The following is a 21,154-nucleotide window of genomic DNA, read 5'->3' as shown; positions in this document are numbered from 1 at the left end:
GGAGGCACCCCAACTTAGGACATCGTTCCTTTGTTGGGGTGCCTCCTTTTTTTTGTGTGCCAAAAAGGAGAGTAGACGTTGAAGAAATCAGGAAAACGTGTGAAGAAACAAGCGGAACAGTTAACCAAAGTGGTATTGGCATTTGCGTTATTATCACCTCAAGCCCTGTTGCTTGAATGGGGCGCAACGACGGTAATGGCTGAAACGGTTGAAACCATCGGGATTGTATCCGATACGTCCAGCATGAAGGCTGTACAGTCCTCCAAGGTGAAAGTGGAGATGAACAGTGATGGTAAATACAGAATTGTATTACTACCAAACACAAATGTATTTTACGGTGGTGATACAGGGAATGTATCCACCATTATCGACCATAATGGATCACCCGTGAACTTCAAAACATTGCCGCTTAATTATTACCGAATTAACAATAATGTGATTGAAATGTCCCGGCAAAAGGACAATGTCGAATATATTTTGCGTGTATCTATCGTTAATGCTACCTCACAAGGTGGATACATGAAGGTTGAACTGGAAGCCATCAACCGCAGTGGATCGGCACTGAATTTGGGTGGAACATTTTATTGGGATACGATGGTGAATGGCAATGATGCATCTCCGTTTGAAGTCATCGAGAATGGATGGCGCAATTACAGCGGCGGCGTTCAGGTCACGGCTTTTTATGCGAATACGTACAATGTTGTGAATGCAGATCGCATATACATGGGACAGTACAGCGGTCCGGACAATGCGCAGCTAACAGGGGGTTCTTCACCTTCGTCATTCACTACAGGGCAGACCGTTACGGCGAGTGATACAGCTGCGCAATTCTGGTGGAATGCCAAAGCAACAGCGAATCAGGCTTCACGCAAATTTTCAACGATCGTGGGAATCGGCCCTCAGAACGTTCCGCCTTCATTTACACTAACGGCTCCTTCTTCGGGGCAAACGTATTACAAAGGCGAGCAACTTCAGATCTCTGGTACAACGCGAGATACGGATGTAGGAGACCTATTGACCGTGAAATGGTCCATTGATGGTGGGTCTGAGAACATTTTGACCCAGATGACCGCGACGGGTTCAAATCAGTCTTTCAACACTAACTACACATTGCCTGACACCCTGCCAGATGGTACGCACACGTTGCAAGTATGGGTCATGGATGACAAAGGTGGAGTGTCCTCAGCAGGAACCGTTAACTTTACGGTTAGAAGTTTTGTTGTGCCTGGAACGCCGACTTATACACTGGTTAACCCTAATAACTTGACGGTCAACTGGGATAAGAAGGCCAATGACGCCTCTGTTACATATGAGCTGAAGAATATGACCACGAATCAGATCGTGGATACAGGTGCGTCAAACAGTCGGCAGGTGACAGGGCTCACTCCGAATACCAGTTATTCTTTTGCTGTACGTGCCAAAAATTCAAGTGGTTCCTTCACGGGGTACTCCAGTCCATCCACCAAATATACATTGGCGAATCCACCCGCTGCTGCGGCTGTGACACAATCAGGCAACTCTGTTACAGCGAGTTGGAATAATAATAGCAATCCTGCGGGCACTCATTACAAAACGGAAATACGCAGTCCAGGTGGGCAAGTCCTCGCAACGGGAACAACAACTTCCACACGTACAGAATTTGCCCTGACCGGACTCGCGGATGGTAAATATGAAGTTCTTGTGGCGGCACTGAATGGTGAAGGGATACAGACCCCGTTTATATCCGCTGGAGAGATGATTAAAGATACAACGGGTCCAACTGCTCCTTCCGTTACAGTCACTCCATCCTCATGGACCAAGGAAGATGTTCTCATCACGGTTGAAGAAGGAAAGGATGCCTTGAGCGGAACTCAGAAGACTGAAGTTAAAGTTGGTCCGGCAGGAGAATGGCGTGAATATAGCGATCCGTTTACCGTAAACAGTGAAGGCAACACAACTGTTATGGCACGCAGTATTGATGCGTTTGGTAATACAGGACAGGAAACGGCTGTGACAGCCAGAGTAGATCGGACGGCACCAACGCCACCTGTCATCTCGCTGAATCCGCCCGATTGGACAAAAGCGGCGGTAATCGTGACATTAACGGAGGGTACGGACGAAGCGAGTGGCATTGGTCTGACACAATATAAGCTGGGAAGTGAGGGAGAATGGATCGACTATAAGGCTCCTCTTACACTAAGTGAAGAAGGGATAACTGAGATTTACGCACGAAGTGTTGATCGGGCCGCCAATGTCAGTGCTTCCACTTCGGCAACAGCCAGAATCGACAAGACTGGGCCTGAGCAACCAACGATTGCGTTAAGTGAAGAGGATTGGACGAATGAGGATGTAACTTTTGCAATAAACAGTGGTGAAGATGCGGGCAGTGGGCTTGCCAAGAGCCAATATCGACTTAACAAAGAAGGTCCCTGGATCGATTACACGGGCGAAGTGACGGTTACCGATGAGGGAGAAACGATCGTATATGCACGCTCACTTGACCGTGTAGGCAATATAAGCACGTCCGCTCAGGCTACAGTTCGAATTGACACGACAGCTCCAACCGAGCCGGTGATTAGTTTAAGCCCTTCTGGATGGAGTAAAGAACATGTGCAATTCACTATCGCTGGAAGTGTGGATGAACAAGCGATATCCTATGAATACAGCATGAACGATGCTCCTTATATTGCAGGCAATACGGGTACAGTAAGCACAAACGGCGCTACCACCATTCGGGCTAGAGCAAGGGATACTGTTGGTAATGTAAGCAAGGAAGTGAGTCGAATCGCCTATGTGGATCAGATGGCTCCAACGATTACATTTGCACCGAACGGACATGCTTGGACGGATATAGATATATCCACTACCATTCAGTATGCCGATGCCCACTCAGGCATTCAGGAACGGGAACGATTCTATCAAGTTACGAACAGTGCAGAATCACCGGAGCATTGGCTTGAAGCTCGCTCTGACCAGCATAAAATATCCATCGAATCGGAAGGTATATGGTACATCCATGCGAAAACCATGGACAGAGCAGGGAATACATATGAGACAACATCATCACCTTACCTTATTCAACGCAAGCCCCAGCAACCGACTCATGTGAAAACGACACAGATCGCTGAGACTTCAGCTGAACTTACAGTGGATTTGCCAACTGGGGAAAGGTATACCGATGGATATCAGTATGAGATAACGAATAAAACGACAGGACAGTCATGGACACTGGATTATCCTAACCACAGTATAATCGATAACTCCCTAAGCGGTGGTCAGGTCTATGAATATGAAGTTAGAGTGAGAAACCATACCGGAGTAAGTGATGCAGTAAGTGTTCAAGTATTAACTACCCCGGCAGCTCCCGGAACGTTGCACGTTAGAAAAGTAGATTCACAGCCCAATTTGGCCGAAATTCATTTTGATTCAGTACGAGGAGCAGATGCTTACCGCATCATCGCGACTACTTCGGACGGTGCCACCGTATTTGATCAGACGGTATCTGATCCTGGCAGCCTTCCCTATGTTAGCAACCTCGTTCCAGGAACCATTCATAACATTTTGGTAACGGCAATGAATGAAAGTGGAGCAGGTGGTAGCAGTAGAACCGGATTTCTCACACTGCCGGCAATGCCCGGAGAATTTATGGCCGTTCAAATTCAGGAGCATGATATTTCATTAGAATGGCAGACAGTGACTTCTGCAACGTATTATGGTCTTTCACGTGATGGAGCAGCCATATATGAAGGAGAGCAGACGGAGTATCTGGACTCGGGTCTGGATAGCGGAACGGAGTACAGCTATACGTTAATTGCCGGAAATGAGACAGGAACAGGACCGTTGGCAGGATTACCTCTGCTCAAGACTTTACCTGGGCAAGTGTCCGGCTTACAGGTATCCGATGCTTCCACAGCGAGCCTTCGTCTGAATTGGGAAGCAGTACGAGGAGCCGATCGTTATGAGTTATGGTTGAATGGAGAGATGTCGGGAACGGTTTCTGCCGGAACCCAAGAATGGGTCTATGCGGGACTGAGTTCAGGAACATCTTATCAACTGGATGTACAAGCAGTGAACGGAAGTGGACAGGGGATACGCAGTTCGGTATCAGGAACAACACTACCGGAGAGCCCGTCGGGACTTCACGTTGTTCAAGTAACTGAACAGGGAGCAATCTTGAGCTGGGAGCCTGTAGCTGGGGCAACGAAATATCGGGTGGTCACCGATGGACAGAGCCATGAGATATCAGATACACAACTCGCAGTTCACCACCTGTCAAGCAGTCATGAGTATACCTATGAAGTACAGGCGGGCAATGCTGCCGGGTACGGTGTATCTACCAGTAGTACAATTCTTACGCTACCTAGCAGGCCGGAAGGACTTAATGTCACATCGACTGGTGAGACAAGTATGGGACTTGCATGGCAAGCTGTAGATACGGCGAATCTCTATATTGTGAAAATCAATGGAACAGAAATGGGCAGAACACCAGAACTGGCCTACATGCTTGAGGGATTGTTGCCAGGTACAGAGTACGCTTTGGAAGTTCAGGCTGTGAATGCTTCTGGATCAGGTGAAACAGCTCAGCTCATCCGATTGTCCAAACCTGTGTCGCCTGCCGAAGTACTTGTTGATTCAGGAGTACATCATGCAAAAGTTTCCTGGTCTGTCGTGGAAGGTGCCGCTGAATACGTGATTGAGCAGAATGGTAAGGAGATCTATAGAGGAATGGAGAATGAAGCAACGATTACAGGACTCAAGGATGGAACGTGGCATCGCTATCAACTATGGGCGGTCAACAGACAGGGAACTCGTTCTGAAGCGACGGATGTATCTCTGCTGACTTTGCCTGAGAAACCCGTTAAGATTGCGTTATATGATGTGGCAAAAAACAGCCTGGGTCTGGATTTCAGTAACACTGGTGTCCAAGGGGCAGATCATTATGTCATTGAAAGGGATGGAAGAGAGATCACTCAGATGGATTTAAGTGAAACCCATTTCGTAGACAAGGATCTGTTGCCAGGAACGAAATACACTTATGTGATTCGGGCAGTCAATACGAGTGGAACGAGTGCGCCGCTTACTTTCAGTGTAATGACTCAAACGTTGCCATTGGTTGCGGAAAGTATAACAGTGAAAGCCGGAACACATGTGGTGGATCTGGCTTGGGATGTTGTTCAGGGAGCAGTAGCATATGAGATTCGTAATCGGGTAACGGGAGATGTGCAGAGCGTGTCTGAACCGTCTGTACATCTCAATAGTATCCTGGATGGCACGGCGTATGAATTCGAACTTGTTGCGATTAATGAAGATGGGCATCGGTCAGAGTCTATTCAGATTCAAGTTTTAACGAAACCCATATCACCTCAGACGGCAGGCATAACACACATCACAGATAAGACTGCGGTATTGGACCTGACTGGAAGCTCAACACGGGGAGCAGAGCAATTCATCATTATGCGGGATGGTGTTGAAGTCGCTAAGGTTCCAGCGGATCAAGCTTCATTTGAAGATCTTGGACTGACACCAGGAGAGCATTACACGTATACCATCAAAACATCCAATGCAACGGGAGAGAGTGATTCCGGTTTCGAAGTTCACTTGCGAACGTTGCCTGCGATCATTCATGAACCTTTACATGCAAGCAAGATTGGGGAAAAAGAGGGATTGATCTCTTGGCCAAAGGTACAAGGTGCGGAGGGATATACCGTACGTATCGGAGATCAGATGTTCACCACGATTGAAGAAGGGGATATCACAGAGGTGAGATTAACTCATCTGGAGAGTGCAACCCGATATGATCAGATACAGATTATTCCTTATAATACGGCTGGTTCAGGAAGTCCAATGATCGTGACTCCTTTTTACACCTTGCCTCATGTGGATTCACTGGAAATGAAGATATATCCGGAGACAGATCACGCCAAACTGGAATGGGACTTCCCTTATGGGAACGAAACTTTCGTTATATTACTGGATGGTACAGAAGTATACCGAGGCAAACAAAAAGAGTTTATTGTTGATCAACTGGATGCAGGCAAACAGTACTCGATTGAAATCTACACAGAGAATGATCAAGGAGATGCATCGGAGAAGCTGGCGTATTCTGTCCTGACCAAGCCAGCAGCTCCGGTCAAAGTGGAGTATCATTCGGCGAAGGACCACATTCGTCTTCTATTGGAACAGAGCCGGGTCGAAGGTGCCGAGCAGTTTATCATTGAGCGTGACGGTGTAGAGATTGCTCGTGTTCCTGCAGACGAACTGTTCTATGACGACAAGGAACTCGAACCGGGCGTGAACTATATCTATACAGTGAAGGCCATGAATGCCTCCGGCAGTAGTGATGGTGGTTATTACCTTCATGCAATGACTTTGCCTGGTAGTGCTGCTTCATCTCCTGTAGTAGAGGGGCGTTCCATGTATGGTGCAGACATTGTATGGGAACTGATTCCTGGTGCTGGGGGTTATCGAGTTTATCGAAACGAAGAGCTTGTGGGAACAACAACGGAGACATCCATACATGTGTCTGAATTAAACAGTGCCGAGCGTTATACTGACTTTGCAATCGTTCCATTTAATGAGGCAGGTGAGGGTGAGGCGCTCCAGGTTCCGGAATTCGAGACGTTGCCTTCCGAGGATCTGACAGTTGCAGCCGTAGCGCAAGGCACAAGTGCGATTAAGCTAACTTGGGAACTGGATTCAATAAATGAGGTGATTGTGATCACCCATAAAGATCGTGAGATCTACCGTGGCACGCAGCGCAGTCATGTATGGACAGGACTGAATGCCGAGCAGCATTATGAGGTGGAAGTATGGACGGAGAATTCAGCAGGTGAAAAAAGTGAAAGAAAACGGGCAACAGCCATGACTTTTCCGTATCCACCATCCTCCTGGAGCGGTGGCGGTGCAACCCCGAGTCCAAACGGTACATCGGAACAAGCCGATGAGGTGAGTTCACAACCAGAACCGTCTGAGCAGCCTGATGTACCTGTGAAAAAAATCATCAAATTTATTGATATCAGCCAAACATTCAATAAAGATCAGATCACCTGGCTGGCGGAACAAAATATCATTCAAGGTGTAAGTGAAACTCGCTTCGAGCCACGCCGTCCGATCACCCGTGCGGAGTTCACTGCATTAATCGTGCGTCTGATGGGTGTGGACACAACGGTTAATGAACAACATGAATTTCAGGATGTGAACGATGAGGATTGGTTTGCTCCTGAGATTAAGGCAGCCGTTCATCATGAGATGGTTCAAGGCATGGGGAACGGCAAATTCGCTCCACATGCGCTGGTGACACGGGAACAGGCATCCAAGATTATAGCAAATGTTGTTCGTAAAATCAGACCGGAACCGCTGACTTCCCCAAGAGCGTTTACCGACCAGACTGATGTATCTGATTGGGCCAAAGAAGAAGTGCAGGAACTTGCAAGTTTGTACATGATTACCGGATATGAAGACGGCAGCTTCCGTCCCATGCAGCACTTAAGCAGATCCGAAGCTGCAGCGCTGATCTTCCGTTTAAATAAGCTGATTCAAGTTATGGATGCGAACCGTACAGATCAAGTGGAGAAAGCGTCAGCGTTTGATCGTCATATCTAGATTGAATTGATTCTTACATGTGATACTGCAATCATCGGCAGTAACGACATTACCGCTTGATTGGTTTTTAATGCTATAATGGTTGCCAATATGATAAAAAAAGGGTAATGAACAATGGTGATGAATAATGAATAATAAATTTATCCGGATATATGAAGATATTGCAGATCGTATTCGGACCGGAGAGATTGAGGCAGGGACGTTACTTCAATCGGAACTGGATCTATCGGAAAGTTATCAAACGTCTCGAGAGACTATTCGCAAAGCATTGAAAATGTTGTATGAAGAAGGTTATATTCAGAAGATTCAAGGCAAGGGCTCGATTGTACTAGATATACGCAAGATCGATTTTCCCATCTCAGGTCTGGTTAGCTTCAAGGAATTGGCCAAAAAAATGGGACATCGTGCTCAAACGTATGTGAAGGTTTTCGAGGAGCAACAGGTGGATCAGGCGTTGCACAAAAAAATTAACTTTGGCCTGAATGAACAGGTCTGGGAGATCAGACGTGTGCGCAAAGTGGATGGAGAGCATGTCATACTGGACAAAGATTATATTAGCCAGCGGCTTGTTCCTGGGCTCAGCAAAGAGATCTGTAATGATTCCATCTATCAGTACATTGAGCAAGAGCTGGGGCTTTCGATTTCGTTTGCCAAAAAAGAGATTTTGGTGGAAGAACCCACCGCAGAGGACAGGGAACTACTTGACCTTGAAGGTTTCCACAATGTAGTTGTGGTGAGGAGCCAGGTGTACCTGGAGGATGCCAGTCAATTTCAGTATACGGAGTCGAGGCACAGACCGGACAAGTTCAGATTTGTGGATTTTGCACGTCGCAGATAAGTTAATCAAGATCGATTAGAGAGTACCTTTCACTGCTTTATTGAGTGGATAGGTGCTCTCTTTGGTTATGGGGGAATCCGAAGATCGTCCATCAAGAACCGCTTAATGTCAATGTTCTTCCTGCATGTCGGAGCGTATGATCACAATATATACGAGGCCGAGGAGTGAGGGAATTGAATCACGTGACAGCGAAATCAAATGTTCGCATATGGGAAGAAACCAGAGATATTCCAACCTATGGTACAGGTAAACCGGACAAAAATCCGATGTTTCTTGAAAAGAGAATCTACCAGGGGAGTTCGGGTAAGGTGTACCCGCATCCCGTGATCGACAGCATTGAAGATGAGGCCAAAATGAAGTCGTATCGATTAGTTATTCTCGAAAATGAATATGTACGTATCGAGATGATGCCCGAACTGGGTGGACGGATCTATCGTGCGCTGGATCGGACCAACAACTACGATTTTGTATATTATAACCGGGTGATTAAACCTGCGCTCGTGGGTCTGGCAGGGCCATGGATTTCCGGAGGAATTGAATTCAACTGGCCACAGCATCATCGGCCCAACACGTTTGGTCCAGTCGATTATACATTTGGCAGTAATCAAGATGGGAGCGCTACCGTGTGGGTGGGTGAGATTGACCGCATGTATGGTACCAAAATGACCGCTGGCTTCACATTACATCCCGGCAAAGCCTATCTTGAAATCCATGCCGAGGTATACAATCGCACCAGCGCACCTCAAACTTTTCTATGGTGGGCCAACCCGGCTGTAGCTGTCAACGATCATACGCAATCCGTGTTTCCACCTGATGTAACGGCTGTGCTGGACCATGGAAAACGGGACGTATCCCGCTTTCCCATCGCAACCGGCACCTATTACAAGATGGACTATTCCGAAGGTGTGGATATCTCGCGATACAAAAACATACCGGTTCCAACATCCTATATGGCGTATAAGTCGGATTATAATTTTGTAGGGGGTTATGACCATGGGATTCAGGCAGGTTTGTTGCATGTAGCCAATCATCATATTTCTCCGGGCAAGAAGCAATGGACCTGGGGGAACGGGGAATTCGGGCAAGCCTGGGATCGTCAGTTAACGGACGAGGATGGACCTTATATTGAATTAATGACCGGGATCTATACCGATAATCAACCTGATTTTACGTGGTTACAGCCCTATGAAGCGAAATCATTCTCGCAGTATTTTATGCCGTATAAAGGAATTGGTATGGTCAAAAATGCAACGATTGATGCAGCGGTTAATCTGGAAATGGACGAAACGACCGGAATGGTAACCGTAATGGTATATGCGACGTCGGTTTTTGAACAAGTGACCGTTGAAGCGATAGGTCCAACCACGGTATATCTCCATGAGAGATGTAATATCTCACCTACGGAACTATATAAATCTTCATTCCCGTGGAGCGGACAAGATGAATGGCATCAGTTGAAGTTAAGTGTTCGAACTGCGGAAGGAAAAGTACTTGTAGCCTATCAACCTGAACGTTCTGAGATTCAGGAAGTGCCCGATCCGGCCACACCACTTCCGCTACCATCCGAGATTCGTACGAATGAACAACTATATCTGGCTGGTCTTCATTTGGAGCAATATCGGCATGCCACGTATGAACCGGAACCTTATTATGTGGAAGGTTTGAAGCGTGATGCAACGGATATTCGTCTAAACATAGCGTATGGCACATTGCTGCTGCGTAGAGGGCTGTTTCATGATGCAGAGAAGCATTTCAGACAGGCAGTACAATCGCTGACATGGAAAAACACGAATCCATATGATAGTGAAGCTTTTTACCAACTCGGTCTAAGTTTGAAATTACAGGGGAAACAGGAAGAAGCCTACGCAGCACTGTATAAAGCCGTATGGTCTGCACAGTATCAGGATACAGGTTATTACATGCTTGCTCAGATCGATACGGGGCAACATCGGTACATCGAAGCTTTGGATCACATCGAACGTTCGCTGATTCGTAACACCAGAAATTATAAGGCTCGCCATCTGAAGGTGGCTCTGTTACGTAGATTGGGTCAAAATAAACAGGCCATTCAATATGCGCGTGAGACATTGGAACTGGACCCGGTTGAATTTGGAGCTGCACATGAATTAGTCCTGATCTACAGCGGAGCAACTGCACCTTCAGAGAGAGAACAAGCGGGGCGAACACGTGAGCATTTCCATCGTCTGATGCGAGGAGACGTTTATAATTATCTGAATCTAGCCGCAGACTACGCGGATTGTGGATTGTGGGAAGAAGCACTGACGGTACTCTCTTATGTTGAATCCGAAATTGCACAGCCGTATCCTATGGTTGGTTATGTTCAGGCTTACTTGTATCGTCAGCTGGGGGATGTGGAGCAGGCCCGAGAATGTAAAAAGCAGGGAAAAGCTGCTCCAACGGATTATTGTTTTCCTAATACGTTATTTGAATTCATGGTGCTTCAGGATGCATTGGCAGTGGATTCGAATGATGCGCGTGCTCACTATTACCTGGGAAATTGGTTATATGATCATAAACGCTACGAGGAAGCAATTACCCATTGGGAAACTTCACGCGAGGTGGATGCTGCATATTCGACTGTACATCGGAATCTGGGACTGGCTTATTATAACAAGCTGAATCGCCCCGATCTTGCACTGGCATCATTAGAGGAAGCTTTCCGGTTGGATTCACAGGATGCCCGAATCTTCTACGAGTTGGATCAATTGCACAAGAAGATAGGGTATTCCTGCGAGAATCGAGTCAAATTGCTGGAACAACATATGGAGTTGGTTCACCACCGTGATGATCTGTATATCGAGTGGGTGACTTTACTGAATATGCAAGGTAGTCATCAAGAAGCATGGAATGCCCTTCAGACCCGGCGGTTTCATCCATGGGAGGGTGGAGAAGGCAAGGTAACAGGACAATATGTTACGGCACTGACAGAACTGGCGAAGCGAAAACTGGAGAAACAACAACCTGAACTAGCAATGGAATTGTTGAAGAAGGCTTTGGTTTACCCGGAGAACTTAGGTGAAGGTAAATTGGAGGGAGCCAGAGACAACCCAGTTTACTTTTATCTTGGCTGTGCCTACCAGCAACTGAAGAGTAATCAGGCGGCAGAGGAAAGTTTCCACAAAGCATCCATCGGTTTGAATGAACCGGCAAGCGCGATGTTTTATAATGATCAACCGCCGGAATCCATATATTATCAGGGTCTGGCCTGGCAGAAACTTGGCAATGTGAAGGAAGCAAACCGACGCTTTAACAAACTCATAGACTATGCGGAAAGACATATGCATGATCACATCCGAATGGATTATTTTGCGGTATCTCTGCCCGATTTTCTAGTGTTTGACGACGATCTCAATCAGCGAAATGAAGAACATTGCAGGTATATGCGGGCATTGGGTCTTCTGGGGCTGGGGCGGACAAGTGAAGCCAAACTTGAGTTGGAGCGGATATTGGAGAAAAACCCGAATCATCAAGGGGCAATCATCCATCGATAATTGATAATCGTTTCAACACATCCCATTTATATCGAAGGAGTTATATAATCCATGAATGATACTATAGCAGGTAGCCAGATTCGTTTCATATTGGATGCGGAAGATAAAGAGATTCGTGCGGGTCGCATGACTGGCAGTGGCGGCAAAAGCCCACGAGGGGAATCGTATGATTTTACAAACTATTATATGACTCGTAATGCTAAACCCCATATTCCTGTGGTAGGTGAGTTTCATTTCTCCAGATTCGCTTACTTGCAGTGGGAAGAAGAATTACTGAAGATGAAGGCAGGCGGGGTGAGCATTATCGCTTCCTATGTTTTCTGGAATTTTCACGAGGAGCAGGAAGGCGAATTTAATTGGTCAGGAAATCTGAATTTGCGGCACTTTGTGGATCTGTGTGGCAAACATGAGTTGCCTCTGATCGTACGAATTGGTCCATTCTGTCATGGGGAAGTGCGTAATGGTGGAATGCCGGATTGGTTATTCAGTTATCCATTTGAAGTCAGGTCGAACGATGAAGGATATCTGTATTACGCTAAGCGATTATATCGGGAGATTGCCCGTCAGCTCAACGGCTGCTTTTATCAGGAGGGTGGCCCTGTTATCGGGGTACAGTTGGAAAATGAGTATATGCACGCTGGCGCACCCATGGATGCCTGGGGATATACCCGCGAAAAATACATTTCCTCCGGCCGGGACGGGCGAGAACATCTGAAGATGCTTCGCCATATTGCCGAAGAAGTCGGTATGAAGCCGATGTTCTATACTGCCACGGCCTGGGGCAATGCTGCGGTGCCGGAAGAAGGAACATTGCCTATGCTAGCGGGGTATGCGTACACACCATGGATTCCCAATCAGCCTCCAAGCCGGGAGTATTTATTCCGGGATCTGCATATGAATCCTGTGGAAGAAGTGGATTATGACAGTCTGGAGTACCCTGCTGCGTATTGCGAGCTTGGTGGAGGCATGCAGGTCAGTTATCACGCTCGGCCGGTTGTTGATGCGGACAGTGTCGAGGCGATGACCATTGTGAAGCTGGCGAATGGCAGTAATCTAGTCGGATATTATATGTATCACGGGGGGACCAATCCGATAGGCAAAAATTCATATATGAACGAGCAGGCATTGCCGAAAATGACGTATGATTACCAATCGCCACTCGGGGAATTTGGGCGTGTTGGTGAATCGTATGACCGCATTCGTACCTTGTCCATGTTCCTGGAAGGATACGGTGAGTTACTTGCACCAATGGGCTGTGTTGTACCGGATGGTCAACATGCGATAACACCGGAGAACACGATGGATATGCGTTGGTCTGTTCGCCAACAAGATGGCTCGGGATTCCTGTTCATGAATAATTATCAGGATCATGTGGCGATGCCTGATCGTGATATACAATTGGAGCTGCATACCAGCAAAGGGACTGTTTTATATCCAAGAGAAGGAACGATGCAACTGAAATCCGGCATGGCAGCCATTCTGCCTTTCCATATGAATCTGAGTGGAATGAAGATCATTAGTGCTACCGTTCAGCCACTGACCCGATTTATGGTAAATCAGGAGCTTACGGCTGTCTTTTATGCCCATGAAGGCATGGCGCCTGAGTATGTTGTTGATGCATCATCTGTTACAAATGTGGAGATGCCCGAAGGTACAATATCAGAGCAGGGGAATGAAGTTGTGATACATCCGATTGCCGGCAAGGACCATCATCTGGGGATTACAACATCGGACGGTATAGCCATACGTATCATTACATTAACCCGTGAAGAGGCATTACATGCCTACCGTTTCCGTGTGGGCGGAGAAGAAAGGCTTGTAATTAGCAGCAGTCATCTGTATGTACAGAATGAGATGCTCCTATGTACATCTGTGGAGCAACCAGAGATGGAGGTATCCTTTTATCCGGCTCCAGAGCATGTTTCAGCTTCGAAATATGCTGTGTCATCCCAGTCGAAGCAGGGAATATTCGGTACGTATACATTCCAAGTTTCTCCTTACGAGCCTGCTGTAGAGGTTGATTATCCGAAAGAGTATGCAGCAACACTGAGATTGGACACAGCGTGGCCGGAACAAGTAGATGACGTGTGGATTGAGATTGATTATGAAGGAGACGTTGCAACAGCACATATTCATCATCAGATGTTAACGGATCATATTCACTATGGACACAGCTGGATGCTTGGTTTGAAGCAATCCCGTCATTTGTTGGCTGATCACGCGCTTCGTCTGTCTATAACCCCAATTCGAAAAGGGACGACTGAGAGTTATGTGAATCAGGCTTATGTGGAGCGGTTTGAGGGCGTGGAGATTGGAAAGTTTAATGAAATTCGGGTGAGACCACAGTATCGGGTTGGTTTGGTATTGGCGGGAGTTAGAGAAGACGCTTAGTCTAAATCAGGAGTTAAACAAAATAACAGATAAACAAGATTTAAACAAGAGTTAACTTTAGTTAATAATACAGAGGGTTCTTTCTCCGAACGATTGTGAGGGGAAAGAGCCTTTTTTGCTGTGTTATTTAAAAACAAAATGATTCCTAATCATGGAAAAAAGATCTTGACTGGTAAGCGTTTTCAATTTATTATAACTTCATAACCTTAACGATAAAGTTTATTTAAACTAAATAACGTAACTTAGATAAAGTTAATTATTATTTATTTAATAATAAAAAAACTTCTATTACCAACGATTTTAGTTAACTTCTTGCCTAGAGCAGGGTTAATTGAAATAAAAAAAACAAATACAGGAGGTTCCAAACGAATGGTTAATCTGAAAAAGTGTACAATCTTCACGGTTATTGCTACACTCATGTTCATGGTATTAGGGAGTGCAGCACCCAAAGCATCTGCTGCTACAGGATTTTATGTAAGCGGTAACAAGTTATACGATTCCACAGGCAAGGCTTTTGTCATGAGAGGTGTTAATCACGGACATTCCTGGTTCAAAAATGATTTGAATACCGCTATCCCTGCAATCGCCAAAACAGGTGCCAATACGGTACGCATTGTTCTTTCGAATGGTAGCCTGTACACCAAAGATGATCTGAACGCTGTTAAAAATATTATTAATGTGGTTAACCAAAATAAAATGATAGCTGTACTCGAGGTGCATGACGCCACAGGGAAAGATGACTATAATTCGTTGGATGCGGCAGTGAACTACTGGATTAGCATTAAGGAAGCTTTGATTGGCAAAGAAGATCGGGTCATCGTCAATATCGCCAATGAATGGTATGGAACGTGGAATGGAAGTGCGTGGGCTGATGGTTACAAAAAAGCCATTCCGAAACTCCGAAATGCGGGAATTAAAAATACGCTAATTGTGGATGCAGCCGGATGGGGACAGTTCCCTCAATCCATCGTGGATTATGGACAAAGTGTATTTGCAACCGATTCTCAGAAAAATACGGTCTTCTCCATTCATATGTATGAGTATGCTGGCAAAGATGCTGCAACCGTCAAAGCCAATATGGAAAATGTGCTGAACAAAGGATTGGCTCTGATCATTGGTGAGTTCGGGGGATACCACACAAACGGTGATGTGGACGAGTATGCCATCATGAGATATGGTCAGGAAAAAGGGGTGGGCTGGCTGGCCTGGTCCTGGTATGGAAACAGTTCTGGTCTGAACTACCTGGACATGGCTACAGGTCCGAACGGAAGTTTGACGAGCTTCGGAAACACCGTAGTGAATGATACCTATGGAATTAAAAAAACTTCTCAAAAAGCGGGGATTTTCTAATCCGCCGTTGAAACAGGAACACTCTGACGGTTACGTCAGGGTGTTTTTTTAATAAAATAGTTCAATCTATAATGACTTTTGAATATTTCCGTTTGGTTTTAAAATATTTTGTTTTCAAAATAAAACAAAGATGTTAAACTCGGATTAGGAATAAAACAAACATTATCGGAGGGAAACAAATGGTACAGAGTTTATGGAATGCATCGCAGGCATCTGAGAAAACAACAGGACTTGAGCAGTTGGTTTACCGATCCAATCTGATTGGAACTGATCGCAGTGTATGTAACATCTACGGTGGCAATACATCTACCAAAACGACAGTGAAGGATTTTCGTGGTCGTGATGTAGAAGTAATGTATGTGAAGGGAAGCGGCTCTGATCTGGGTTCCATGGAAGCGAAACATTTTACCGGACTTGGGCTCGAAGACATTCGACCATTAATTGAACGTGAATCCATGTCGGATGAAGAGATGGTTGAATATCTGGGACATTGCATGATTGATGCCAAGCACCCACGTGCATCTATCGAGACTCTGCTGCATGCATTCCTTCCATATAAACATGTTGATCATACGCACCCGGATGCCATTATCAGCTTGTGCTGTGCACATAACGGCAAGGAATTGGCGAGAGAGATCTACGGTGATCGTTTTGTATGGGTACCTTATGTACGTCCAGGGTTTACGTTATCTAAGATGATTGCTGAAAGCGTATTCTCGAATCCCAATGCCGAACTCGTACTGATGGAAAAACACGGACTTGTGACGTGGGGAGAAACATCCGAGGAATGTTACGCTCAAACGATCAAGATCATCAATGAAGCAGAAGCTTTCATCGAAGCACAAGTGAACGAAGAAAGTTTGTTTGGTGGTGTGAAACACCCTGCACTCGCCGCTGATGTTCGTCGTCAGATCGTATCACGTGTGATGCCAACAATTCGTGGAGCGGTGTCGGATAGCAAAAAAATGATTTTGTCCTTTGACGATCAAGAGGACGTACTTGCTTTTGTGGGCGGAGCAGATTCACCAGAATTGTCACAGGTGGGTGCAGCTTGCCCGGATCATCTGGTACATACCAAAGTGGTACCTCTGTTCATCGATTGGACACCGAATGCGGAAGATATTGAAGGTTTAAAAGCCAAGTTGGTAGAAGGTGTGGCTGCCTACAAAGAGCAGTATCAACAGTATTTTGAGAGCAACAAAAACGAAGGTGATGTCATGTTCGAAGCGGCACCACGCGTTATCCTCATTCCAGGTGTGGGCATGATCAACACAGGCAAGAGCTGGGCGTTTTCCCAAGTAAGCGGAGCGTTGTATCACAGAGCGATTGCCGTTATGCGTGGGGCTACTAGCTTGGGCCAATTCGTATCACTTAGTGCAAACGAGTCTTACAATGTGGAGTACTGGCCGCTGGAATTGTACAAATTGTCCCTGGCTCCAGCAGAAACCGAATTCTCCCGTAAAGTGGCGTTTATTACAGGCGGCGCAGGTGGTATCGGAAGTGAAACAGCACGCAGATTGGTATCTGAAGGCGCACATGTGGTGCTTGCTGATCTCAACCTGGAGGGCGCACAGAAAGTAGCACAGGAAATTAATGATCAGTACGGTGCGAATCGTGCTTATGCGCTGAAAATGGACGTAACCGATGAGGAAGCCGTTCAATCTGCTTATGCAGATGTTGCTGTGCAATATGGCGGAGTGGATATCATCGTGAACAATGCCGGATTGGCGACATCCAGCCCATTTGACGAAACGTCCCTGAAAGAATGGAACCTGAATATGAATGTTCTGGGTACAGGGTATTTCCTCGTGGCTCGTGAAGCGTTCAAGCTGATGAAACAGCAGGGTATTGGGGGAAGCATGGTATTTATCGGGTCCAAGAACTCGGTGTATGCAGGTAAGAGTGCTTCTGCTTACAGTTCAGCGAAAGCGCTGGAAGCGCATCTGGCACGTTGTATTGCAGCAGAAGGTGGAGAGTATGGCATTCGTGTCAACACGATTCTTCCAGATGCCATTCTACAGGGTTCAGCGATCTGGAACGGTTCCTGGAGAAACGAACGTGCAGCGGCATATGGAATTGAACCGGATCAATTGGAAGAGTATTATCGCAAACGGACGACATTGCTCGTGAATATCTATCCAAGAGATATTGCGGAAGGAATCGCATTCTTTGCTTCTTCGAAATCCGAAAAAACAACCGGTTGTATGATGACCATTGATGGCGGAGTACCGGCAGCATTTACACGTTAAAATAGGAGGGTTCTTGCGGATGGATAACCAAGTCAAGCAAGCGTATGAAGCAGCCAAGGCATTGTATGCCCAGCACGGAATTGATACGGACGAGGTACTGAACAAACTCGCGGAGATCAAAGTTTCCGTACACTGCTGGCAAGGCGACGATGTCAAAGGATTTCTGAATAAAGATGGGGAGTTAACAGGTGGTATTTCCGTTACAGGTCAATATCCGGGCGCTGCGACAACCCCGGCAGAACTTCGTAACGATCTGGAGCAAGCTTTTGCTCTGATTCCTGGCAAACATAAGGTCAATCTACACGCGATCTACACGGATACAGACGATCAGGTTGAACTGGATCAGATTGAGCCAAAGCATTATGAGAACTGGGTGAAATGGGCCAAAGAACAAGGACTCGGTCTGGACTTCAACCCAACATGTTTTTCCCATGAAAAATCAAGTGACGGGTTCACGCTCAGTCATCCAGACCCTGAAATTCGCAAGTTCTGGATTGATCACTGCAAGGCATCCCGCCGGATTGGTGCTTATTTCGGGGAACAGCTTGGTCAGACTTGTGTAACCAATGTATGGGTACCGGACGGATTCAAAGATAATCCGGTTGACCGGTTGACACCACGCAAACGTCTCAAAGAATCGCTGGATGAAGTATTCGGCGAACCACTTAACCCGGAGCACAACCTGGACGCGGTAGAGAGTAAGCTGTTTGGTCTGGGTTCGGAAGCATATGTGGTGGGTTCTCATGAATTCTATATGGGTTACGGTTTGCAAAATGATACGTTAATCTGCCTGGATGCGGGTCATTTCCATCCAACAGAGGTTATTTCCAATAAACTGTCGTCCTTGTCTTTGTTTACAAGTGGCATTCTGCTTCACGTAAGCCGCCCGATGCGTTGGGATAGTGACCATGTGGTAATTATGGACGATGAGTTGCTGGAAATTGCCCGTGAACTGGTTCGACATGATCTGCTTGCGACCACACATATTGGACTGGATTTCTTTGATGCAAGCATTAACCGTGTAGCTGCATGGGTTGTGGGGACTCGCAACACGATCAAAGCTCTTCTGCGTGCGATGCTCGAACCAGTGGATGCCTTGAAACAAGCCGAATTGGAAGGGGATTACACGCTGCGCCTTGCCTTAACGGAAGAGTTCAAATCCTATCCGTTTGGCGCGATCTGGGACTACTATTGTGCTCAGCAAGGCGTTCCAGTTCGTGAAAAGTGGATCACTGATATCAAAACCTATGAACAAGACGTATTACTACAGCGTGATAAATCATTGGTGTAATCGTATTTATTTTTCATATAAACCACTATGGAATGAAAATTCCATGGTGGTTTTTTTGGCATAATCACGCTGAAATGCATAACTGAGGCGATTGCTTCCATACTAGGAATATAGATCAGTATCGTACACGATTGCCACGCAGAGGAGGAATAATAGAGTTGAATCTAGCCCACAACAAACTGTATATCGCTGCACTTGGCGGCGTGAATGAAATAGGGAAGAATATGTATTTCATCCAGTACAATCAGGACATCATCGTGATTGACTGTGGTTCGAAGTTTCCCGATGAGACATTGCCTGGTATTGATCTGATCATTCCGGATGTAGCGTATTTGCTGGAGAATCTGGATAAAGTAAGGGGTCTTGTGGTTACCCATGGACATGAAGATCACATTGGTGGCATTCCCTATTTGTTAAAACAAATGAACATTCCGGTGTATGCATCCAGGCTCACTCGTGGGCTGATCGAACTTAAACTGAAAGAGCATGGGTTGCTGCGCAAAGCCGACTTGCATACGATCGATGCTCATTCCAGCATTACGCTGGGAGGGATCCAGGTTTCCTTTTTTGCAACCAGCCATAGTATACCGGATTGTCTTGGTATCTTTTTTCAGACCCCAGCAGGCAATGTTGTGCATACCGGAGATTTCAAATTTGATATGTCTCCTGTACATGGACCTTTCCCTGATCTGCACCGTATGGCCGAGATTGGCAAACAGGGTGTCCATATTTTGCTCTCCGAGAGTACCAATGCAGAAAGACCGGGATTTACACCTTCCGAGCGTGTTGTAGGAGATCACATTCTGGATGCCTTTATCCGTGCAAAACAAAAAGTATTCATCTCGACCTTTGCGTCGAATGTCAGCAGGGTACAGCAGATTGTGAATGCAGCATTCGAGACGGGGCGCAAACTGGCACTGTTGGGCAGAAGTATGGTGAATGTGGTATCGGTGGCCAGTGAATTGGGGTATTTGCAAGTTCCTGATGGATTGTTGATTGAAGCTATCGATTCGGATCAGTTTCCACCAGAACAAGTTGTTGTATTATGCACCGGTAGCCAGGGAGAAGCGATGGCAGCATTGTCACGTTTGGCATCCGGTAAACATCCTCACGTAAGAATTAACGCCGGGGACACGGTCATTATTGCTGCCGGAGCCATTCCGGGCAATGAACGAAATCTTGCACATGTAATTGATAACCTGTATGTTCTTGGAGCACGTGTGATATATGGTTCAAGTGGTGCAGCTGGGATGCATGTATCGGGACACGGCAGTCAGGAAGAACTCAAATTGATGCTTACCCTGATGAAACCGGATTATCTGATTCCGATCCACGGTGAGTTTCGCATGTTGTATCAACACAGACTGCTTGCTGAATCCGTAGGTATAGAGCGTGATCATGTGTTTATCGTGAATAATGGGGATATGGTCCAGTACAAAGACGGCATTGCTTCGCTGGGTCCCAAAATTGCATCAGGAAATAGTCTCGTAGACGGTCTGATCATGGGGGATGTCGGCAATATTGTACTTCGCGACCGCAGGCAACTGTCCTCCGATGGCATGCTGGTGATTGTGACTACACTGAGCAAAACGGAAAAACAGATGGTCACGTCACCCGAAATTATCTCCAGAGGGTTTGTATTTGTTAAGGATTCGGAAGAATTCATGCATGAGATCCATGAGCTTGTTCTATACCGGATGGGTGAGTTGACCGGGGCTGGGGTGAATCAGTGGAATGTGATCAAAAGAAAGCTGAAAGACGAGATCGGTCACTATATTTACGCTCAAACGAAGCGAAGACCTATGATCTTGCCAATTATTATTGAGGTCTGAGTCAGCAGGGATAGGGATTATCCTTGCCCTAATGGTCTGTGCAAACATGTATATGGAAGCTTAACAGCCTGATGAATGTCGGATCATACTTCGGTATGGACGTCACATTG

At 46.3% G+C, this 21,154-nt stretch carries 8 protein-coding genes; all 8 read left to right on the top strand.

Annotated features, from left to right (window positions below):
* Positions 1-78: 78 nt before the first annotated feature.
* The 8 genes from MHI01_RS05125 (at position 79) to MHI01_RS05090 (ending at position 21,044) form a co-directional block, all read left to right on the top strand.
* On the top strand, positions 79-7,581 hold the full coding sequence (locus MHI01_RS05125) for a fibronectin type III domain-containing protein (RefSeq protein ID WP_340982678.1): 7,503 nt from the start codon (positions 79-81) through the stop codon (positions 7,579-7,581).
* Positions 7,582-7,708: 127 nt separating this feature from the next.
* The gene (treR, locus tag MHI01_RS05120; protein WP_076249494.1) at positions 7,709-8,419 is read left to right on the top strand and encodes a trehalose operon repressor; all 711 of its coding nucleotides are present in this window, start codon (positions 7,709-7,711) and stop codon (positions 8,417-8,419) included.
* Between the two features lie 173 nt (positions 8,420-8,592).
* Positions 8,593-11,931 carry a tetratricopeptide repeat protein gene (locus tag MHI01_RS05115; RefSeq protein WP_127545687.1) on the top strand — a complete coding sequence of 1,113 codons (3,339 nt, stop codon included), beginning with the start codon at positions 8,593-8,595 and terminating at the stop codon, positions 11,929-11,931.
* A gap of 51 nt (positions 11,932-11,982) precedes the next feature.
* Complete coding sequence (locus MHI01_RS05110; protein ID WP_340982677.1) at positions 11,983-14,322, top strand: beta-galactosidase; 2,340 nt, start codon at positions 11,983-11,985, stop codon at positions 14,320-14,322.
* A 417-nt stretch (positions 14,323-14,739) separates the two neighbouring features.
* On the top strand, positions 14,740-15,672 hold the full coding sequence (locus MHI01_RS05105; RefSeq protein ID WP_373865011.1) for a glycoside hydrolase family 5 protein: 933 nt from the start codon (positions 14,740-14,742) through the stop codon (positions 15,670-15,672).
* 179 nt (positions 15,673-15,851) lie between these two features.
* Complete coding sequence (locus MHI01_RS05100) at positions 15,852-17,921, top strand: bifunctional aldolase/short-chain dehydrogenase (RefSeq protein WP_127545697.1); 2,070 nt, start codon at positions 15,852-15,854, stop codon at positions 17,919-17,921.
* A gap of 19 nt (positions 17,922-17,940) precedes the next feature.
* Positions 17,941-19,212 carry an L-rhamnose isomerase gene (gene rhaA / locus MHI01_RS05095; protein ID WP_340982676.1) on the top strand — a complete coding sequence of 424 codons (1,272 nt, stop codon included), beginning with the start codon at positions 17,941-17,943 and terminating at the stop codon, positions 19,210-19,212.
* A gap of 158 nt (positions 19,213-19,370) precedes the next feature.
* Positions 19,371-21,044 carry a ribonuclease J gene (locus MHI01_RS05090; RefSeq protein WP_340982675.1) on the top strand — a complete coding sequence of 558 codons (1,674 nt, stop codon included), beginning with the start codon at positions 19,371-19,373 and terminating at the stop codon, positions 21,042-21,044.
* Positions 21,045-21,154: the final 110 nt, after the last annotated feature.

Source organism: Paenibacillus sp. FSL M7-0656 (genome assembly GCF_038003225.1).
In the GTDB taxonomy this organism is placed as follows: Bacteria; Bacillota; Bacilli; order Paenibacillales; family Paenibacillaceae; genus Paenibacillus; species Paenibacillus amylolyticus.
The sequence above is the reverse complement of the archived record's forward strand: the minus strand, read 5'-3'. Positions and strand labels throughout refer to the sequence as shown.

Bases quoted from the DNA above. Each gene is read 5' to 3' on its own strand.
- treR (WP_076249494.1), top strand. From the start codon at position 7,709: ATGAATAATAAATTTATCCGGATATATGAAGATATTGCAGATCGTATT.
- MHI01_RS05110 (WP_340982677.1), top strand. From the start codon at position 11,983: ATGAATGATACTATAGCAGGTAGCCAGATTCGTTTCATATTGGATGCG.
- MHI01_RS05105 (WP_373865011.1), top strand. From the start codon at position 14,740: ATGTTCATGGTATTAGGGAGTGCAGCACCCAAAGCATCTGCTGCTACA.
- MHI01_RS05100 (WP_127545697.1), top strand. From the start codon at position 15,852: ATGGTACAGAGTTTATGGAATGCATCGCAGGCATCTGAGAAAACAACA.
- rhaA (WP_340982676.1), top strand. From the start codon at position 17,941: ATGGATAACCAAGTCAAGCAAGCGTATGAAGCAGCCAAGGCATTGTAT.